The organism is Pseudomonas sp. E102 (genome assembly GCF_052660185.1).
Genome location: NZ_CP084025.1, coordinates 1,049,378 through 1,065,063, shown reverse-complemented (window position 1 = coordinate 1,065,063; position 15,686 = coordinate 1,049,378). Strand labels below are relative to the sequence as shown.

Sequence of the window (15,686 nt, the reverse complement as noted above, 5' to 3'; positions counted from 1 at the left end):
TTTTTTTGCTATTCCAAGCGCGGGGGCGGACTTTTCAACGATGGGGTCATTGAATGCACCCCACGACTGGATACCAGATATACCCGCTCATCCAGCCGCTTTACGCCCGCCTGCAAGAACTTCCAACTCTCGCCCAGCACATCCTGTTCGTGCAAGACCTGCAACTCCCAAGCCCCACCCAGCAACCGCTGCACCTCGTCATGCCCTACCGAAAACGGAGGTCCAGGCATCTCGTCCTGGTTGTAATCCAGCGTGATCACCAGCCCGACACAGTCCGGCATTATGCTCTGCAGATGGGCCGCATACCGCTCACGCATCGGCTCGGGCAAGGCGATCAATGCAGCGCGGTCATACAACGTCGCGCAATCGGCTACGTCCAAAGGCGTCAACGCAAAGAAATCACCGCAACGGATTTCAATGGCGCCGGCACGAAATATCTTGAAGGCGCCCTCCTCACTCACGTTCGGCTGGAGCTGATGTTCCTGGAAGAAATCAGTGACGGCTTTTTCCGACAGCTCAATCCCCCGTACGGAAAAACCTTGTTGCGCCAACCACAGCAGATCCAGCGTCTTGCCGCACAAGGGCACCAACACTCGCGTCTCTTCAGGCAACCCCAACTGAGGCCAGAAACGCCGCAGGTAAGGGTTCACTTCAGGCAGATGAAAGCCGATCTGGTTGGTTGACCAACGCTTGTGCCAAAACTCGGGGTCCATGGGGTTCGCTCCATAAATTCGATCAAAACAGCTTAAAACTTGTATTAGATTTCGATCATTGACCTGACAGAAGATGACACATCTTAACCCTCAGGAGCCCGTCGATGCTGCCCAGCCTGTTTATCTCCCATGGCTCCCCCATGCTTGCCCTGGAGCCTGGCGAAAGCGGTCCGGCCCTGACTCGCCTTGCCGCGCAGTTGCCCAGGCCCAAGGCCATCGTCGTTGTCTCAGCTCATTGGGAGAGTGATGAGCTGCTGGTCAGCGCCAACCCACGGCCACGCACCTGGCATGATTTCGGTGGTTTTCCACCCGACCTGTACAAGGTGCAATATCCCGCCCCAGGCGATCCTCGGTTGGCAACACAGGTCGCCGACCTGCTCAACGCCACGCAGCTGCAGGCACGCCTCGACACGGGACGGCCCGCCGACCATGGCGTCTGGGTGCCGCTGTCACTGATGTATCCCGAGGCGGATATTCCGGTGGTACAGGTCTCTTTGCCTAGCCGTCAGGGGCCAACGCTGCAAACGCGGGTGGGCCGCGCATTGGCGAGCCTGCGGGAACAAGGCGTGCTGGTGATCGGCTCCGGGAGCATCACCCACAACCTGCGGGACTTGGATTGGAACGCCGGCCCCGACAGCATCGAGCCGTGGGCCAAGGCGTTTCGCGATTGGATGGTTGCCAGGCTGGCGTCGAACGACGAGACGGCATTGCATGACTACCGCCGCCAGGCTCCCCACGCCGTGCGCAGCCATCCCAGCGACGAGCATTTGTTGCCGCTGTATTTCGCCCGCGGAGCCGGTGGTACGTTCAGCGTTGCCCATGCTGGATTTACCATGGGGACGCTGGGGATGGACATTTATCGGTTCGACTGATCGCAAACCGAGTCGCGCCAATCGCGAGCAAGCTCGCTCCCACATTGGGTCTTCGGCGCTCAAAAATCCCCTGTGGGAGCGAGCTTGCTCGCGATTGGCCTCCCCGCCGCTCGCATTGAAAAGCGCCAAACGACAGGCAAAAAAAATCCCCGAACCAGTCGGGGATTTTTTCGTGCTCGATCAATCAACCCGTAGGTCGATCAATCCTCGCGGTAGCGACGCAGCTTGAGCTGCTTGCCGGCCACGCGGGTGTCCTTGAGCTTGGTCAGCAACTTCTCCAGGCCATCTTCCGGCAGTTCCACCAGGCTGAAGCTGTCACGCACCTGGATACGACCGATGGCTTCACGAGCCAGGCCACCCTCGTTGAGGATCGCGCCCAGCAGGTTCTTGGCGGCAATGCCGTCACGAGCACCCAGCGCGGTACGGCAGCGAGCACGGCCTTCGGCCAACGGGATCGGTGCACGACGCTCGCGATCACCACGGTCCGGACGATCGCCACTGCGCTCAGGACGGTCGCCACGCGGTGCGTTGTTCGGCACCAGTGGGCGTTCCTTCTCGATTGCAGCCAGGTTCAGCGCTTGGCCGTTGGTGGCCTTGCGCAACAGGGCAGCGGCCAGGGCACGTGGGGTGCAACCGATGTCGGCGGTCAGGCGATCGAGCAGATCACCGTGGGTCGATTCGGCGTCAGCCACCAGCGGCGACAGGCTGTTGGTCAGTTTCTTGATGCGGGCATCGAGAACGGCCTGGGCGTCCGGCAGGCGGACTTCAGCGACCTTCTGACCCGTCACACGCTCGATCACTTGCAGCATGCGGCGCTCACGCGGGGTGACCAACAACAACGCACGGCCTTCGCGACCGGCACGGCCGGTACGACCGATACGGTGTACGTAGGACTCCGGATCGTACGGCATGTCGACGTTGAACACGTGGGTGATACGCGGAACGTCCAGGCCACGGGCCGCGACGTCGGTCGCCACAACGATGTCCAGGCGGCCATCCTTGAGGGAGTCGATCACGCGCTCACGCTGGTTCTGGGCAATGTCACCGTTCAGCGCGGCGGCTTTGTAGCCTTTGGCTTCCAGGGCGCTGGCCAGGTCCAGGGTCGCTTGCTTGGTGCGCACGAACATGATCAGGGCGTCGAAGTCTTCGACTTCCAGCAGGCTGAGAACGGCGGAAGTCTTCTGGTCGGCGTGAACCAGCAGGTGAGCCTGCTCGATCGCGGTGACGGTCTGGGTCTTGCTCTGGATCTTCACGTGCTTCGGATCGCGCAGATGGCGTTCGGCGATGGCACGGATCGATTGTGGCAAGGTGGCCGAGAACAGGACGGTCTGGCGAGTCTCAGGCATGGCCTTGAAGATGACTTCCAGGTCGTCCATGAAGCCCAGCTTGAGCATTTCGTCCGCTTCGTCGAGAACCAGGTGGTTCACGGTGGCGAGGACTTTTTCGTCGCGACGCAGGTGGTCGCACAGACGGCCCGGGGTGGCGACAACGATCTGTGCGCCATTACGGATTGCTTTCAGTTGTGGGCCCATCGGCGCGCCGCCGTAGACAGCCACAACAGTCACGCCTGGCATTTGCTTGGCGTAGGTTTCGAAAGCGGTTGCAACTTGTAGCGCCAACTCACGAGTTGGGGCCAGGATCAGAGCTTGCGGCTCGCGCTTGGACGGATCAATGCGGTGCAGGATCGGCAGTGCGAACGCGGCGGTTTTACCCGTACCGGTTTGCGCCTGACCAATCATATCGTGACCGGCGAGAATGATCGGGATCGACTGCTGCTGAATGGCCGAAGGCTCTTCATAGCCGGTAGCGACTACTGCAGCGACAATATTGGGATGAAGTTCAAGAGCGGCGAAGCCGCCGATTTCCTGGGTCATGGGTCTGCCTCTAAGTGCATCCGCAAAGACCCATGCTCCAAAGCTGCGCATGCCGTGTTGAGACTCAAGAGTCGCCCTGGCAGCTTTGTCGGCGGGGATTTGCGAAAACGAATGAATGAAAAAGAACGTCGCGGAAGCATCCGTTGTGCGGACATGCAACCGAAGCTGGCTTCGGAATATTGCGCTACCTTGACGCGGCCCGGCTAAAGGCCGGCGCGCACTATACCGGAATTCGCCCAAAAAGGGAGCTTTTTTTACTGAAACACTGTTGTAGGGCTCGCGACCAAAAGCCTTGGGGCAGCCGGCTAAAACGGTTCACTTGCGCTGGCGTTCCCCTGTGGCGAGGGAGCTTGCTCCCGCTGGGTCGCGAAGCGGCCCCATCGATTCCAGACTACTGACCCAGGCGTCTGCTTCGCAGCCGAGCGGGAGCAAGCTCCCTCGCCACAAAAGCCCTTGCAGTTCTGATCACGTCGCCGGGCGGATGGCCTTGATCAGCGATTGCAACGAATACCCCAATCGTGGCGCCAGCCCTTCGGCCCGGGCAACCAAGCCTTGCATGTCCAGCGCCTGGTCCAGGTCCGCCGGCACGATCAGGATCACGTTGCCCTCCTTCACCGGCAATTCCCAATAGTGTCGGTGGTACAGGCCACGCAACAATGCCGCGCCCAGGGGCTTGCCGTCATCGGTTGCCCATTGATTGATCACTAGCCAGCCGCCCGGGTTGAGGCGCTTCTGGCAGTTTTCCAGAAAACCCCACGCCAGATGGCCTACGCCGGGGCCGACATCGGTATAGAGGTCGACAAAAATCAGATCGGCCGGCTCCGCCGTTTCAAGCAGTTCCAGGGCATCGCCGACGCGGATGTACAAGCGCGGATCGTCATCCAGCCCCAGGTATTCGATGGCCAGGCGCGGCACCTCGGGGCGCAGCTCGATCGCCTCGACATCTTCCAGCGGCAGAAACTTGAGGCAGGCCTGGGTCAAGGTTCCTGCGCCCAATCCCAGGAAGAGCGCGCTTTCCGGCTGCTCGTGACACAACGCACCGATGAGCATGGCGCGAGTGTAGTCGTATTCGAGCCAGCTGGGATCGGCCGTGAACACGCAGCTCTGCTCGATGGCATCGCCGAACTCGAGAAACCGGTAGTCGGCCACTTCGAACACGCGAATCATGCCGAACTCGTCGTGCACCTCGGCGAGCAAATGCTCGACGCGCTCCTCTGTCATTTCATCTCCTGATGTTGCCGGGCGGCCATGGGCCTGCCCATACGGGGCGAAGGCGCGATTGTCCGCGAAGCAAGCGGAGCAGGTCACGCACTAATTTGCTGATAACATGAGCGCCCGAGCGTAAATCACCTAGAGATCATGATGAGCCAACCCTGGAGCCCTGACAGCTGGCGCGCCCTGCCGATCCAGCAGCAACCCCGATACCCTGACGCGGCGCATCTGCAACGGGTCGAGCAGACCCTGGCCAGCTATCCGCCACTGGTGTTTGCCGGTGAAGCCCGGGAGTTGCGCCGTCAGTTCGCCGAAGTTACCCAGGGCCGGGCCTTTCTGTTGCAGGGCGGCGACTGTGCGGAAAGCTTCGTCGAATTCTCCGCCGCCAAGATCCGCGACACCTTCAAGGTGCTGCTGCAGATGGCGATCGTGATGACGTTCGCCGCCGGTTGCCCGGTGGTGAAGGTCGGGCGCATGGCCGGCCAGTTCGCCAAGCCACGCTCCGCCAATGATGAAACCATCGACGGCGTAACGCTGCCGGCCTACCGGGGTGACATCGTCAATGGCATCGGCTTCGACGAGCAAAGTCGTGTACCGGATCCGGAGCGGTTGCTGCAGTCCTACCACCAGTCCACCGCCACGCTGAACCTGCTGCGTGCGTTCGCCCAGGGCGGCTTTGCCGATCTGCACCAGGTGCACAAATGGAATCTGGACTTCATCGCCAACTCGGCCCTGGCGGAAAAATACAGCCACCTGGCCGACCGCATCGACGAAACCCTGGCCTTCATGCGCGCCTGCGGCATGGACAGCTCGCCACAACTGCGTGAAACCAGTTTTTTCACCGCCCACGAGGCGTTGCTGCTCAACTACGAAGAAGCCTTCGTGCGCCGCGACAGCCTGACCAATGACTATTACGACTGCTCGGCCCATATGCTGTGGATCGGCGACCGAACCCGTCAGCTGGACGGTGCCCACGTCGAGTTTCTGCGCGGGGTGAACAACCCGATCGGCGTCAAGGTCGGCCCCAGCATGAACCCTGACGACCTGATTCGCCTGATCGACGTCCTCAACCCGGACAATGACCCGGGCCGACTGAACCTGATCGCGCGCATGGGCGCCAACAAGGTTGGCGATCACCTGCCGCAACTGCTGCGCGCCGTACAGCGTGAAGGCAAGCAGGTGCTGTGGAGCTCCGATCCGATGCACGGCAACACCATCAAGGCCAGCAGCGGCTACAAGACCCGGGACTTTGCGCAGATCCTTGGCGAAGTGAAGCAATTCTTCCAGGTCCATGAAGCCGAAGGGACTTACGCCGGCGGTATCCACATCGAGATGACCGGGCAGAACGTCACCGAATGCATCGGCGGCGCGCGCCCGATCACCGAGGACGGCCTGTCGGACCGCTACCACACCCACTGCGATCCGCGGATGAATGCTGACCAGTCGCTGGAGTTGGCGTTCTTGATTGCCGAGACCTTGAAGCAGGTTCGGCGGTGAGTCTGTAGGTCCTTCTTCACCGGTTCAATCGCCTCGCGAGCAGGCTCGCTCCCACATTGGATTTGCTGTGTCACAAAGGCTGTAGTCACCGCAAATCCCTGTGGGAGCGAGCCTGCTCGCGAAGGGGGCCAGCTCAGTCACTGGTAATTTCAGCCAATGCCACCGCCAACCGAACCCCACCCTCCCGCTGGCAATTGAGTTGAACCCGCTCCAACCCCAACCACCGGGCCATGCTCCACAGATTCGCCGCCAGCGCCAGCATGCCCTCCTCGTCCATCCCGGGCACCTCTTCGTGCACGGCATGCACGGCCAATTGCCCCAAAGCCCGCTCCGCCCGCAAATCAACCCGGGCGGCAATTCGCTCGTTGTGTAGAAACGGCAGGACGTAATAGCCATACACCCGCTTGTGTACCGGCGTGTAGATCTCCAGGCGATAGCGAAAATCAAACAGCCGCTCGGTGCGATTGCGCTCCCAGACCAGCGAATCGAACGGTGACAGCAGCGCACTGGCGGCAACCTTGCGTGGAATTTTCACAAGGGGGCGACACCAGGCCGGCTGTTTCCAACCCTGGACCTGACAGCGCAGCAGTGCTCCGGCCTCTTCCAGTTCAGCCAGCCGCTCGCGGGCGTCCGCCGGGCTCAAGCGAAAGTAGTCACGCAGATCCTTCTCGGTGCCAACCCCCAAGGCTTCGGCGGCATGGATCAGCAGTGTGCGCTGGGCCTGGGCTTCGTCCGGCAGCGGTTGCTGCAGGATCGAGGCCGGCAAGACCCGCTCCGGCAAATCATAGAGGCGCTCGAAGCCACGGCGCCCCGCCACCGTCACCTCGCCCGCCGCGAACAGCCACTCCAGCGCATGCTTCTCCGCGCTCCAGTCCCACCACGGCCCAGCCTTTTCCTGGCGCGTGGACAAGCTGCCCGCGCCAATCGCGCCCTGGTCCCGAACAGATTGCAGGACTCGACCGATCACGTCTTGCTGCTCGCGGCCGAAACGCGCCAATTGTTGATAAATACCTTCGCCGCGCGCCGCCCGGGCCATGCGCCAGCGCATCGACGGATACATCCTCATCGGCAGCAGCGAAGCCTCATGCCCCCAATATTCGAACAACGTGCGACGACGCCCCTGGCTCCAGGCAGCTTGTTCGAGCAAATCGCGATTGTAATGACCGAGGCGGGAGAACAGCGGAAGGTAATGCGAGCGCACCAACGCGTTGACTGAATCGATCTGCAGGACGCCAAGGCGTTCGATCAGGCGGTTGAGGCGGGAGGGTTGGACCGGCGCCGACGGTAGCCGCCCATCGAATCCTTGGGCGGCCAACGCCAGACGCCGGGCCTGTTTGGGGGTAAAGGACAGAGTCGCGGGCATGGAGATCTCCTTGTCTGCTCGCAACCTACCTCACCACTAAGCGGTTTGTGTAGGGAAGGATGGCTCATTTGTGCATTGGGTCATCCCAGAATGGCCGGACCACTTCTTTTTCCACGTCGGCACGGCTGACGCCGATGTCCTTGAGCGCCTCGTCGCTCAGGCCGGCAAGCAATTCACGTTCATGGTGCAATTCATACCAGCGGCTAAACTTGTGCAGCAGATCGCTGAGGGAAAACCGGTGGAATGAGTGCTTGTCTATCGATACATACCCTTTCTGACCTTTCATCGTCATGTCCTCCGTTGGGGGTAGCTCAAGTCTCGCGCCAAGGCTAAGATCAATCCAACGAATGTTTCTTATGCAATACATCTCGGAGATTGATCCATTGTCGAGTTACCCGAGCATCGATACGGAAGTGCTGCGGACCTTTGTCGCCATCGCCGATCAGGGTGGTTTCACCCGTGCCGGGGAATTGGTCAACCGTACGCAATCCGCGGTCAGCATGCAGATGAAGCGGCTGGAGGAAGACGTGTTGCAGCGTCGGCTGTTCGAGCGCGACGGGCGACAAGTAAAGCTCACCGCCGAGGGCCAGGTGTTGCTGGGTTATGCCCGGCGCATCCTCAAGTTGCACAGCGAAGTGTTCAATACCCTGCGCGAACCCCATATGGTCGGCACCGTCCGCATCGGCACACCGGACGATTATGTGATGCGCTTTCTGCCAGGCATCCTGCAGCGCTTCGCCCAGTTCTACCCGCTGATCGAAATCGAGGTGCATTGCGAATCATCCAAGCAATTGCTGCTGCGCCAGGACCTGGACCTGTCCATCGTCACCCGCAAGCCTGGGGATGAAATAGGCCAGTTGCTGCGCAAGGAACGTTTTGTCTGGGCCGAAGCGGCGTGCTTCAACACCCATGAGCAAACGCCCCTGCCGCTGGCAATGTTCAACAGCGATTGCTTCTGCCGGCAGTGGGCCTGCAATGCGCTGGACGCCATGGGACGCGATTACCGCGTGGCCTATAACAGCTCGAGCTTGTCGGCGATCATGGCGGTGGTAGGCGCGGGCCTGGCAATCACTGCGCAACTGGAAAGCCTGCTGACCCCTGACATGCGCGTCCTCGGCGAGGCCGAGAACCTGCCGGAGCTGCCCGAGGCCAGCATCATGCTGATCCGCAACCTGCACAATCCGTCGCCGATCACCGAATGCCTGGCCGAACACATCGTGGAAGGCTTCAAACTTTAAAGATGAGCAGTACGGCGCACAGCACCAGGAAACCGCAGAACAGCCCACGCAACAGTCGCTCCGGCAAGGCGTGGGCGACCTTCACGCCCCAGCTGATGCTCATCAGCCCACCGACTGCCAGCGGCACGCCGATCCACCAGTCCACTTCATGATGAAACGCATAAGTGACAAGGGTCACGCCGGTACTGGGCAAGGCCAACGACAGCGACAGGCCCTGGGCAACTACCTGAGTCGTGCCGAACACACTGGTGAGGAACGGCGTTGCGACAACGGCCCCACCCACACCAAACAGGCCACCCATCGTTCCTGAAGCCGCACCCAACACGCCGAGCCATGGCCAACCGTGGCGCATCTGCGCCGAAGCGGGCGCCGTGGTGGTGAACATTCGGATGAGGTTATATGCAGCCAAAACAACCAAGAACACCACGAAGCCGATGCGCATGCTTTCGGCGTCAACGCCCACGGCCCAGATAGAGCCGAGCCAGGCGAAGCAGAATCCCATGGACGCCAACGGCAGGACATGACGCAACTCGATGCGATTGCGCTGGTGATAACGCCACAGCGCCAGCATGACGTTAGGCACCACCATCACCAATGCCGTGCCCTGGGCAATCTGCTGGTCCAGGCCGAACCATACGCCCAGCACCGGTATCGCAATCAGCCCGCCACCGATGCCGAACAATCCCCCCAAGGTGCCCAACGCGGCGCCCAACAGCAAATACAGCACGACCTCGATCACAGACCACTCTCCCCTTAATCAGGGCGCCTATCCTACGCAGTTGCCGAGACCGAGGAAACGCAACACCTGATCAAGTCGTCAGAATTATCTGGTGCATTAAAGATTCGTCCGCTAGATTCGTAATCATCTTTGACGAAAGGTTTTGCCATGAGCACCCAACGCGACACCCCCGACCCTTGCGAAGCCCTTTTGCTGGACAACCAGGTCTGTTTCGCCCTGCACTCGACATCGCTGTTGATGACCAAGGTGTACAAGCCACTGCTCCAAGCCCTGGGCCTGACCTATCCGCAGTATCTGGCGATGATGGTGCTGTGGGAAAAAGACGGTTTGACCGTCGGTGAAATCAGCACCCGCCTGCTCACTGACCCGGGCTCCCTGACACCATTGCTCAAGCGCCTGGAGGCCGAGGGCCTATTGAGCCGCACCCGCAGCCGTGAGGACGAGCGCGTGGTGATCGTCGAGCTCACCGAGCAAGGCCGCGCCTTGCAGAAAAAGGCCCTCGACATCCCCCAATGCATCCTCGCCGCCAGCGGCCAGACGTTGGAGCAACTGAAGAAACTGCAGCATGATCTCCAGCAGTTGCGTGGGCACTTGCAAGACAGCCTCTAACTTCAGGAACACCGCCGGCTCTATGTGGGACCGAGCCTGCTCGCGAAGGCGCCGGCGAATCCAATACCCCTCCCCTTGACCTTCCGCCCTTCCCGTCAAAACCCCCCGCATCGAAAAATTTTCAACCCCATCGAACCGCTCTAGAACAGCCCCTCCAGCCATTTCCGGCTTGCCAATTCATATTCTCCGTAAAAATTTATCTTGCGCACAAATTATTAGCGCTATACATTCTCTCCACACCTACTTAGCGCGCAAACATTTAGCGCAAATAACCAACCGGAAAACGAGGCGCCCACCATGAAAACGCTCTACACCGCAATCGCAACTTCCACCGGCGGCCGTGACGGTCGTGCTATCTCCAGCGACAACATTCTCGACGTCAAACTCGCCACGCCAAAAGAACTCGGCGGCGCAGGCGGTGCGGCGACCAACCCTGAACAACTGTTCGCCGCCGGTTACTCGGCCTGCTTCATCGGCGCGTTGAAATTCGTCGCCAGCCAGACCAAACGCAAGATCCCAGACGACGCCTCTATCTCTGCCCATGTCGGCATCGGCCAGATTCCTGGTGGTTTCGGTCTCGACATCGACCTGCACATCAGCCTGCCGGGCCTCGACCAGGCCGACGCCCAGAGCCTCGTCGATGCCGCGCACCAGGTGTGCCCTTACTCCAACGCCACCCGCGGCAACGTTGATGTGCGCCTGCACGTGACCGTTTGATCTTCGCCCCTCGAACCTGAATTTAAGGAGATGCACATGAGCACTTTCAGCAAAACCCTGACCGGCGCCCTTCTCGCCCTGAGCGTTAGCAACGCTTTCGCCGACGGCATCGTCGAACACAACACCCAGGCCTTCCTCGACGCGCTGAACGCCGGCACCGGCAAGCCGCTGGAGCAGTTGTCGCCCAAAGACGCCCGCGCAGTACTGGTCGGCGCCCAGGCCGGTGTGAAGTTGACGCTGCCCAAGGCCGATGTCAGCGAGAAAACCATCAAGGTCGATGGACAATCGATCAGCCTGACCATCGTTCGTCCGGCCGGTATCAAGGGTGAGCTGCCCGTGTTCATGTTCTTCCACGGCGGAGGCTGGGTGCTGGGGGACTTCCCAACCCATGAACGCCTGGTTCGCGACCTGGTGGCGGGTTCGGGCGCCGTCGCGGTGTTTGTCAACTACACGCCTTCACCCGAAGCGCGTTACCCGGTGGCGATCAACCAGGCTTATGCCGCAACCAAGTGGGTGGCCGAGCACGGTAAGGAAATCAATGTCGATGGCAAGCGCCTGGCGGTAGCGGGCAACAGCGTTGGCGGTAACATGGCTGCGGTCGTGGCGCTGATGGCCAAGGACAAGGGCACCCCGGCGATCCGCTTCCAAGCGCTGTTATGGCCGGTGACCGATGCCAATTTCGAGACGGCGTCCTACAACCAGTTCGCCGAAGGGCATTTCCTCAGCAAGAACATGATGAAGTGGTTCTGGGACAACTACACCACCGATGCCGGGCAGCGCAACGAGATCTATGCGTCGCCATTGCGGGCAACCACCGCGCAGCTCAAGGGCCTGCCGCCCGCGCTGGTGCAGACTGCCGAGGCTGACGTACTGCGCGACGAAGGCGAAGCCTACGCCCGCAAACTGGACGCGGCCGGCGTGCCAGTCACGGCTGTCCGTTACAACGGCATGATCCACGACTATGGCTTGCTCAACGTCGTGAGCCAGGTGCCAGCGGTGCGCTCGGCGATGTTGCAAGCGTCCCAAGAACTCAAGGAACACCTGAAGTAACAGGGCCCCTGGGAGCAAGAATGAAAAAGCCCGACTCAATGGTCGGGCTTTTTCGTACAAGAGACTTCGCTTATTTAGCGCGGCCTTTGTAGGAACCGCCTTCGCGGGTATCGATCTCGATCATGTCGCCGATTTCGATGAAGTCAGCAACCGACAGCTCGGTACCGTTCTTCAGTTTGGCAGGCTTCATCACCTTGCCGGAAGTATCACCGCGAGCGGAGCCTTCGGTGTAGTCAACCTGACGCACGATGGTGGTCGGCAGTTCTACGGAAACCAGGCGGCCTTCGAAGAATACGGCTTCGCAGACGTCGGTCATGCCTTCTTCAACGAATGGCAGAACGCTTTCGATGTCTTCGGCGTTCAGTTCGTACATGGTGTAGTCAGTGGTGTCCATGAACGTGTAGGAGTCGCCGCTGATGAAGGACAGGGTCGCTTCTTTACGGTCCAGGATCACGTCGTCCAGCTTGTCGTCCGCACCGTAGACGGTTTCGGTCTTGTAGCCGGTCAGCAGGTTTTTCAGCTTGGTCTTCATGATCGCGCTGTTACGACCCGACTTGGTGAATTCAGCTTTCTGAACCAGCCAAGGATCGTTGTCGATACGAATCACGGTACCGGGTTTGAGTTCTTTACCAGTTTTCATTGCGAATATCCGAATTTGGATGGGATTTACAAAAATCTAGGCCGCGTATCATATCCAATTTCGGTAAAACTTCACCAGCGCCGTGGCGAGATCGGCTCGCGAGGCCTGTCCCAGGCACCATGCCTGGGCGTGTTCGGCCAGTTCACGACGCGCTTCGCCAGTGGCTTTCCAGTGCTCGGCCATGTCCTGGCCGGCATTCCAGGCCCGCCAAAGACCGCTGATCGCTTTTTCCGCCGAAGCCGAAAGACCTTGGGTGTACAACGCGAGAAACGCTTCGAGCTTTTCCAGATGGACGTCTTCTTCCTGCTGGTAGATGTGCCAGAGCAACGGCCGCCCGGCCCATTGCGCACGTACGAACGAGTCTTCGCCACGCACCGCGTTGAAATCGCAGCACCACAGGAGCCGGTCGTAATCATCCTGCCTAATAAAGGGCAGCACCTGCACCGTCAGGGCGCCGCGGCGATGCAGCGCGCCGGACTCCAAGCCATCCACGCCCAGCCAGCGCGCCACATCGCCCAGGACCCGACCTTCGGGAACCAATACATGGGATGCGCGCGCATCGGTCGCCATCGCCTCGAACCAGCTCGCCAGTCCGGCGTTCTCATAGGCGAACAGCGAGATCAGGCGCGCCCCGGGTTCCCGCACGACGCCCAATCCATGCAGGAAATTTCGCTGCGCCACGTCATCCTGTTGAAACAGCCGACGATGCTCCAGCAGGCCGGCCTCGCGCAGCAAGCCCCCCGTTCCCTCTTGGAAACCAGGAAAAAAGAAATATTTCTGCACATGCTTGTACTTGACCGACGGCAGGCCATGGCAACCGATGACCCAGTCTTCGGCGCTCAAGTAGTCGAGGTTCATCCATAACGGCGTCACCTCGCGTTCGGCCATCGCGTCCATATAGGCACTGGGCAATTGGCAGGCGAAGGCTGCTATCACAACGTCCGCCGCGTCGGTGTCGCACCATTGCGTGGGCCAGTGTCGGACCTGTACACCCTGCTGCCATTGTTCACAAAGGCCGACGTCGATCTCGGGGCACAGCCGCTCGAAAGCACGCAGGTCATCGACCCAAAGCCGCACCGCGCATCGATGCTCGGCCACCAATTGCCGGGCCAGGCGCCACGTGACGCCGATGTCGCCAAAGTTATCCACGACGGTGCAAAAAATATCCCAGCGCACGGTCATTCCCGACTCCCTGTGGCAAAGCCTGATTGTCCCGCATTGGCCCCGTATTGCAGAAGGGCCGACGGCGATTAATCTTCATGCGACAATCAGCGCCTATCCATGCCCCTGCCAGGAAGCAGTCATGCCTGATCATCCCCCCGCCCTGCGCCTCACAGCCCTGCGATTGACCGTCAGTATTGCCCTGGGCCTGTGGCTGGGGTTTGTCGCCATCGTTCTGACGGGCTGGTTGCTGTCCAGGTTCCTGTTCGATGAACAACTGGCCCCGGTGGCCGCCGCGGTCCATCAACTGGCGCAACCGCCAGCGGTGCAACCGGCGCCCGAGCCGCCCACGCCGATGTTCGAGCAGTACCAGCAGAATCTGCAGAAGAACGAGCAGCGACAGGCGTTGGAACTGGTGCGCAACAATCCTCGCAACCTGTCCAACCCCAAATGCCAGTTCTGGCTGCAACAGGACCAGAACGCGCCCAGCGAGAAAAGCCGCGCCAATGTCCTGCAATTTTGCGAGTGATCATGAACAAGCAGACCGTTCACCAATTGATCCTCGACAAGCTCAAGGTTGACCTCGACGTCGCCGAGCGAGCCGCGCAAACCGCTTATGAAACCGCGACCCACGAGGAAAACATCGCCGAAAACAAGTACGACACCCTTGGTCTCGAAGCGTCCTACCTTGCCGCGGGGCAGGCCAGGCGCGTAGAGGAAATCCGCCAGGCCCTCGCCCTCTGCCAGAACCTGGCGCTAAGGCCTTACGATGGGCAACGCGGCATCCAGGTCGGCACCTTGATCGGACTGGAAGATGAAGATGGCCGCCAACAGTGGCTGTTCCTGGGGCCGGATGCAGCGGGGCTGAAGGTGTCGCTGGTGGGTCAGCCGATCACCGTCATCACCCCTCGCTCGCCGCTGGGCCGAGGCCTGCTGGGCAAATTCGAAGGGGATGAAGTGGAGATCGTCGTAGCGGGCGCCCGGCAACAATTCGCTGTCACCGAGGCGATTTAGTCCAGCTTAGTGCACCGGCAATTCGACGCCGTCGAACAGCTCTTCGAGTTCCTGCTTGTTGTGGCACTGAATGGCCTTCGCCATCACCTCCCGAGTGAGGTGCGGCGCGAATTTCTCGATGAAATCGCACATGAAGCCACGCAGGAAGGTGCCACGACGGAAGCCGATCTTGGTCACGCTGGATTCGAACAGCTCGCTGGCATCCAACACCACCAGGTCATTGTCGAGCTTGGTATCGACGGCCATCTTCGCCACGATTCCCACACCCAGGCCGAGGCGTACATAAGTCTTGATTACGTCGGCGTCGGCGGCGGTGAACACCACCTTCGGCGTCAGGCCACGATGGCTGAAGGCTTCGTCGAGTTTCGAACGGCCGGTGAAGCCGAACACGTAGGTCACGATCGGGTATTCGGCCAAGGCCTCGAGGGTCAGCTTCGGCAGCTTGGTCAACGGATGGCCCTGGGGCACCACCACGCAGCGGTTCCAGCGATAGCACGGCATCATCACCAGGTCGCCGAACAACTCCAGGGCTTCGGTGGCGATGGCGAAGTCCACGGTGCCGTCGGCGGCCATTTCGGCGATCTGCATCGGCGAACCCTGGTGCATGTGCAGCGCCACGTCCGGATATTGCTTGATGAAATTGCTGATCACCGGCGGCAGCGCATAACGGGCCTGGGTGTGCGTGGTCGCGATGGACAGGGTGCCTTTCTTCTCGTTGGAAAATTCCTGGGCGATCTGCTTGATGCTTTCGACCTTGCGCAGGATCTCGCCAGCCGTGGTGATGATGCGCTCACCGGCCGGAGTGACACGGGTCAGGTGCTTGCCGCTGCGGGCGAAGACTTCGACGCCCAGTTCGTCTTCCAACAGGCGGATCTGCTTGCTGATGCCAGGTTGCGACGTGTAGAGGCTTTGGGCGGTAGCGGAAACGTTGAGGTCGTGGTGCGCCACTTCCCAGATGTAGCGCAATTGTTGAAGCTTCATATGTAT

17 protein-coding genes are annotated in these 15,686 nt (G+C 60.6%); 8 read left to right on the top strand and 9 right to left on the bottom strand.

Annotated features, from left to right (window positions below; translation table 11 throughout):
* Positions 1–8: 8 nt before the first annotated feature.
* Positions 9–713: a thiopurine S-methyltransferase gene (locus DOCECA_RS05045; protein WP_434650433.1), complete on the bottom strand. Its 705-nt coding sequence runs from the start codon at positions 711–713 to the stop codon at positions 9–11.
* 104 nt (positions 714–817) lie between these two features.
* Between DOCECA_RS05045 and DOCECA_RS05040 the strand changes: the two genes are divergently transcribed.
* Positions 818–1,585 carry a DODA-type extradiol aromatic ring-opening family dioxygenase gene (locus tag DOCECA_RS05040; protein WP_445571545.1) on the top strand — a complete coding sequence of 256 codons (768 nt, stop codon included), beginning with the start codon at positions 818–820 and terminating at the stop codon, positions 1,583–1,585.
* A 200-nt stretch (positions 1,586–1,785) separates the two neighbouring features.
* Here DOCECA_RS05040 and DOCECA_RS05035 read toward each other — a convergent pair whose 3' ends face one another.
* A complete protein-coding gene (locus DOCECA_RS05035) occupies positions 1,786–3,459 on the bottom strand; it encodes a DEAD/DEAH box helicase (RefSeq protein WP_030141884.1) in 1,674 nt (557 codons plus the stop codon).
* 465 nt (positions 3,460–3,924) lie between these two features.
* Positions 3,925–4,680: a spermidine synthase gene (locus DOCECA_RS05030; RefSeq protein WP_434610425.1), complete on the bottom strand. Its 756-nt coding sequence runs from the start codon at positions 4,678–4,680 to the stop codon at positions 3,925–3,927.
* 141 nt (positions 4,681–4,821) lie between these two features.
* Here DOCECA_RS05030 and DOCECA_RS05025 point away from each other — a divergent pair, with 141 nt between their 5' ends.
* The gene (locus DOCECA_RS05025; RefSeq protein WP_420764795.1) at positions 4,822–6,168 is read left to right on the top strand and encodes a class II 3-deoxy-7-phosphoheptulonate synthase; all 1,347 of its coding nucleotides are present in this window, start codon (positions 4,822–4,824) and stop codon (positions 6,166–6,168) included.
* A 133-nt stretch (positions 6,169–6,301) separates the two neighbouring features.
* Here DOCECA_RS05025 and DOCECA_RS05020 read toward each other — a convergent pair whose 3' ends face one another.
* The gene (locus tag DOCECA_RS05020; protein WP_445571544.1) at positions 6,302–7,531 is read right to left on the bottom strand and encodes a winged helix-turn-helix domain-containing protein; all 1,230 of its coding nucleotides are present in this window, start codon (positions 7,529–7,531) and stop codon (positions 6,302–6,304) included.
* 64 nt (positions 7,532–7,595) lie between these two features.
* Positions 7,596–7,817, bottom strand: a complete 222-nt coding sequence (locus DOCECA_RS05015) for a DUF1127 domain-containing protein (protein WP_420764797.1) — start codon at positions 7,815–7,817, stop codon at positions 7,596–7,598.
* 97 nt (positions 7,818–7,914) lie between these two features.
* Between DOCECA_RS05015 and DOCECA_RS05010 the strand changes: the two genes are divergently transcribed.
* On the top strand, positions 7,915–8,769 hold the full coding sequence (locus tag DOCECA_RS05010; RefSeq protein WP_420764840.1) for a LysR substrate-binding domain-containing protein: 855 nt from the start codon (positions 7,915–7,917) through the stop codon (positions 8,767–8,769).
* On the opposite strand, the gene DOCECA_RS05005 is transcribed toward DOCECA_RS05010, so the two are convergent.
* A complete protein-coding gene (locus tag DOCECA_RS05005) occupies positions 8,759–9,508 on the bottom strand; it encodes a sulfite exporter TauE/SafE family protein (protein ID WP_434701003.1) in 750 nt (249 codons plus the stop codon). The two genes, DOCECA_RS05010 and DOCECA_RS05005, sit on opposite strands and share 11 nt — an antisense overlap.
* Positions 9,509–9,655: 147 nt before the next feature.
* Here DOCECA_RS05005 and DOCECA_RS05000 point away from each other — a divergent pair, with 147 nt between their 5' ends.
* The 3 genes from DOCECA_RS05000 to DOCECA_RS04990 all read left to right on the top strand — a co-directional run bounded on the left by DOCECA_RS05000 (position 9,656) and on the right by DOCECA_RS04990 (position 11,884).
* Positions 9,656–10,117 carry a MarR family winged helix-turn-helix transcriptional regulator gene (locus DOCECA_RS05000; RefSeq protein WP_434563134.1) on the top strand — a complete coding sequence of 154 codons (462 nt, stop codon included), beginning with the start codon at positions 9,656–9,658 and terminating at the stop codon, positions 10,115–10,117.
* 297 nt (positions 10,118–10,414) lie between these two features.
* A complete protein-coding gene (locus DOCECA_RS04995) occupies positions 10,415–10,834 on the top strand; it encodes an organic hydroperoxide resistance protein (RefSeq protein ID WP_434563132.1) in 420 nt (139 codons plus the stop codon).
* A 36-nt stretch (positions 10,835–10,870) separates the two neighbouring features.
* Entirely contained in the window at positions 10,871–11,884 is a 1,014-nt protein-coding gene (locus DOCECA_RS04990; RefSeq protein WP_434701004.1) for an alpha/beta hydrolase, read from the top strand.
* A gap of 70 nt (positions 11,885–11,954) precedes the next feature.
* On the opposite strand, the gene DOCECA_RS04985 is transcribed toward DOCECA_RS04990, so the two are convergent.
* On the bottom strand, positions 11,955–12,524 hold the full coding sequence (locus tag DOCECA_RS04985) for an elongation factor P (protein ID WP_007955690.1): 570 nt from the start codon (positions 12,522–12,524) through the stop codon (positions 11,955–11,957).
* Positions 12,525–12,572: 48 nt separating this feature from the next.
* Positions 12,573–13,706 carry an elongation factor P maturation arginine rhamnosyltransferase EarP gene (gene earP / locus DOCECA_RS04980; RefSeq protein WP_445571543.1) on the bottom strand — a complete coding sequence of 378 codons (1,134 nt, stop codon included), beginning with the start codon at positions 13,704–13,706 and terminating at the stop codon, positions 12,573–12,575.
* A gap of 121 nt (positions 13,707–13,827) precedes the next feature.
* On the opposite strand from earP, the gene DOCECA_RS04975 reads away from it, so the two are divergent.
* Complete coding sequence (locus DOCECA_RS04975; RefSeq protein ID WP_445571542.1) at positions 13,828–14,214, top strand: cytochrome b/b6 domain-containing protein; 387 nt, start codon at positions 13,828–13,830, stop codon at positions 14,212–14,214.
* 2 nt (positions 14,215–14,216) lie between these two features.
* Positions 14,217–14,699, top strand: a complete 483-nt coding sequence (locus tag DOCECA_RS04970; RefSeq protein WP_420764804.1) for a GreA/GreB family elongation factor — start codon at positions 14,217–14,219, stop codon at positions 14,697–14,699.
* Between the two features lie 6 nt (positions 14,700–14,705).
* On the opposite strand, the gene cysB is transcribed toward DOCECA_RS04970, so the two are convergent.
* Positions 14,706–15,680 (bottom strand): HTH-type transcriptional regulator CysB, encoded by a 975-nt coding sequence (gene cysB, locus DOCECA_RS04965; protein WP_003183769.1) that lies wholly within the window; start codon positions 15,678–15,680, stop codon positions 14,706–14,708.
* Positions 15,681–15,686 lie beyond the last annotated feature (6 nt).

What these genes read in the sequence shown, in the direction of transcription:
- DOCECA_RS05040 (WP_445571545.1), top strand. Translation starts at nt 818, where the DNA reads ATGCTGCCCAGCCTGTTTATCTCCCATGGCTCCCCCATGCTTGCCCTG.
- DOCECA_RS05030 (WP_434610425.1), bottom strand. Translation starts at nt 4,680, where the DNA reads ATGACAGAGGAGCGCGTCGAGCATTTGCTCGCCGAGGTGCACGACGAG.
- DOCECA_RS05045 (WP_434650433.1), bottom strand. Translation starts at nt 713, where the DNA reads ATGGACCCCGAGTTTTGGCACAAGCGTTGGTCAACCAACCAGATCGGC.
- earP (WP_445571543.1), bottom strand. Translation starts at nt 13,706, where the DNA reads ATGACCGTGCGCTGGGATATTTTTTGCACCGTCGTGGATAACTTTGGC.
- DOCECA_RS04975 (WP_445571542.1), top strand. Translation starts at nt 13,828, where the DNA reads ATGCCTGATCATCCCCCCGCCCTGCGCCTCACAGCCCTGCGATTGACC.
- DOCECA_RS05035 (WP_030141884.1), bottom strand. Translation starts at nt 3,459, where the DNA reads ATGACCCAGGAAATCGGCGGCTTCGCCGCTCTTGAACTTCATCCCAAT.
- DOCECA_RS04985 (WP_007955690.1), bottom strand. Translation starts at nt 12,524, where the DNA reads ATGAAAACTGGTAAAGAACTCAAACCCGGTACCGTGATTCGTATCGAC.
- DOCECA_RS04995 (WP_434563132.1), top strand. Translation starts at nt 10,415, where the DNA reads ATGAAAACGCTCTACACCGCAATCGCAACTTCCACCGGCGGCCGTGAC.
- DOCECA_RS05000 (WP_434563134.1), top strand. Translation starts at nt 9,656, where the DNA reads ATGAGCACCCAACGCGACACCCCCGACCCTTGCGAAGCCCTTTTGCTG.
- DOCECA_RS04990 (WP_434701004.1), top strand. Translation starts at nt 10,871, where the DNA reads ATGAGCACTTTCAGCAAAACCCTGACCGGCGCCCTTCTCGCCCTGAGC.
- DOCECA_RS05025 (WP_420764795.1), top strand. Translation starts at nt 4,822, where the DNA reads ATGAGCCAACCCTGGAGCCCTGACAGCTGGCGCGCCCTGCCGATCCAG.
- DOCECA_RS05020 (WP_445571544.1), bottom strand. Translation starts at nt 7,531, where the DNA reads ATGCCCGCGACTCTGTCCTTTACCCCCAAACAGGCCCGGCGTCTGGCG.
- DOCECA_RS04970 (WP_420764804.1), top strand. Translation starts at nt 14,217, where the DNA reads ATGAACAAGCAGACCGTTCACCAATTGATCCTCGACAAGCTCAAGGTT.
- DOCECA_RS05015 (WP_420764797.1), bottom strand. Translation starts at nt 7,817, where the DNA reads ATGAAAGGTCAGAAAGGGTATGTATCGATAGACAAGCACTCATTCCAC.
- cysB (WP_003183769.1), bottom strand. Translation starts at nt 15,680, where the DNA reads ATGAAGCTTCAACAATTGCGCTACATCTGGGAAGTGGCGCACCACGAC.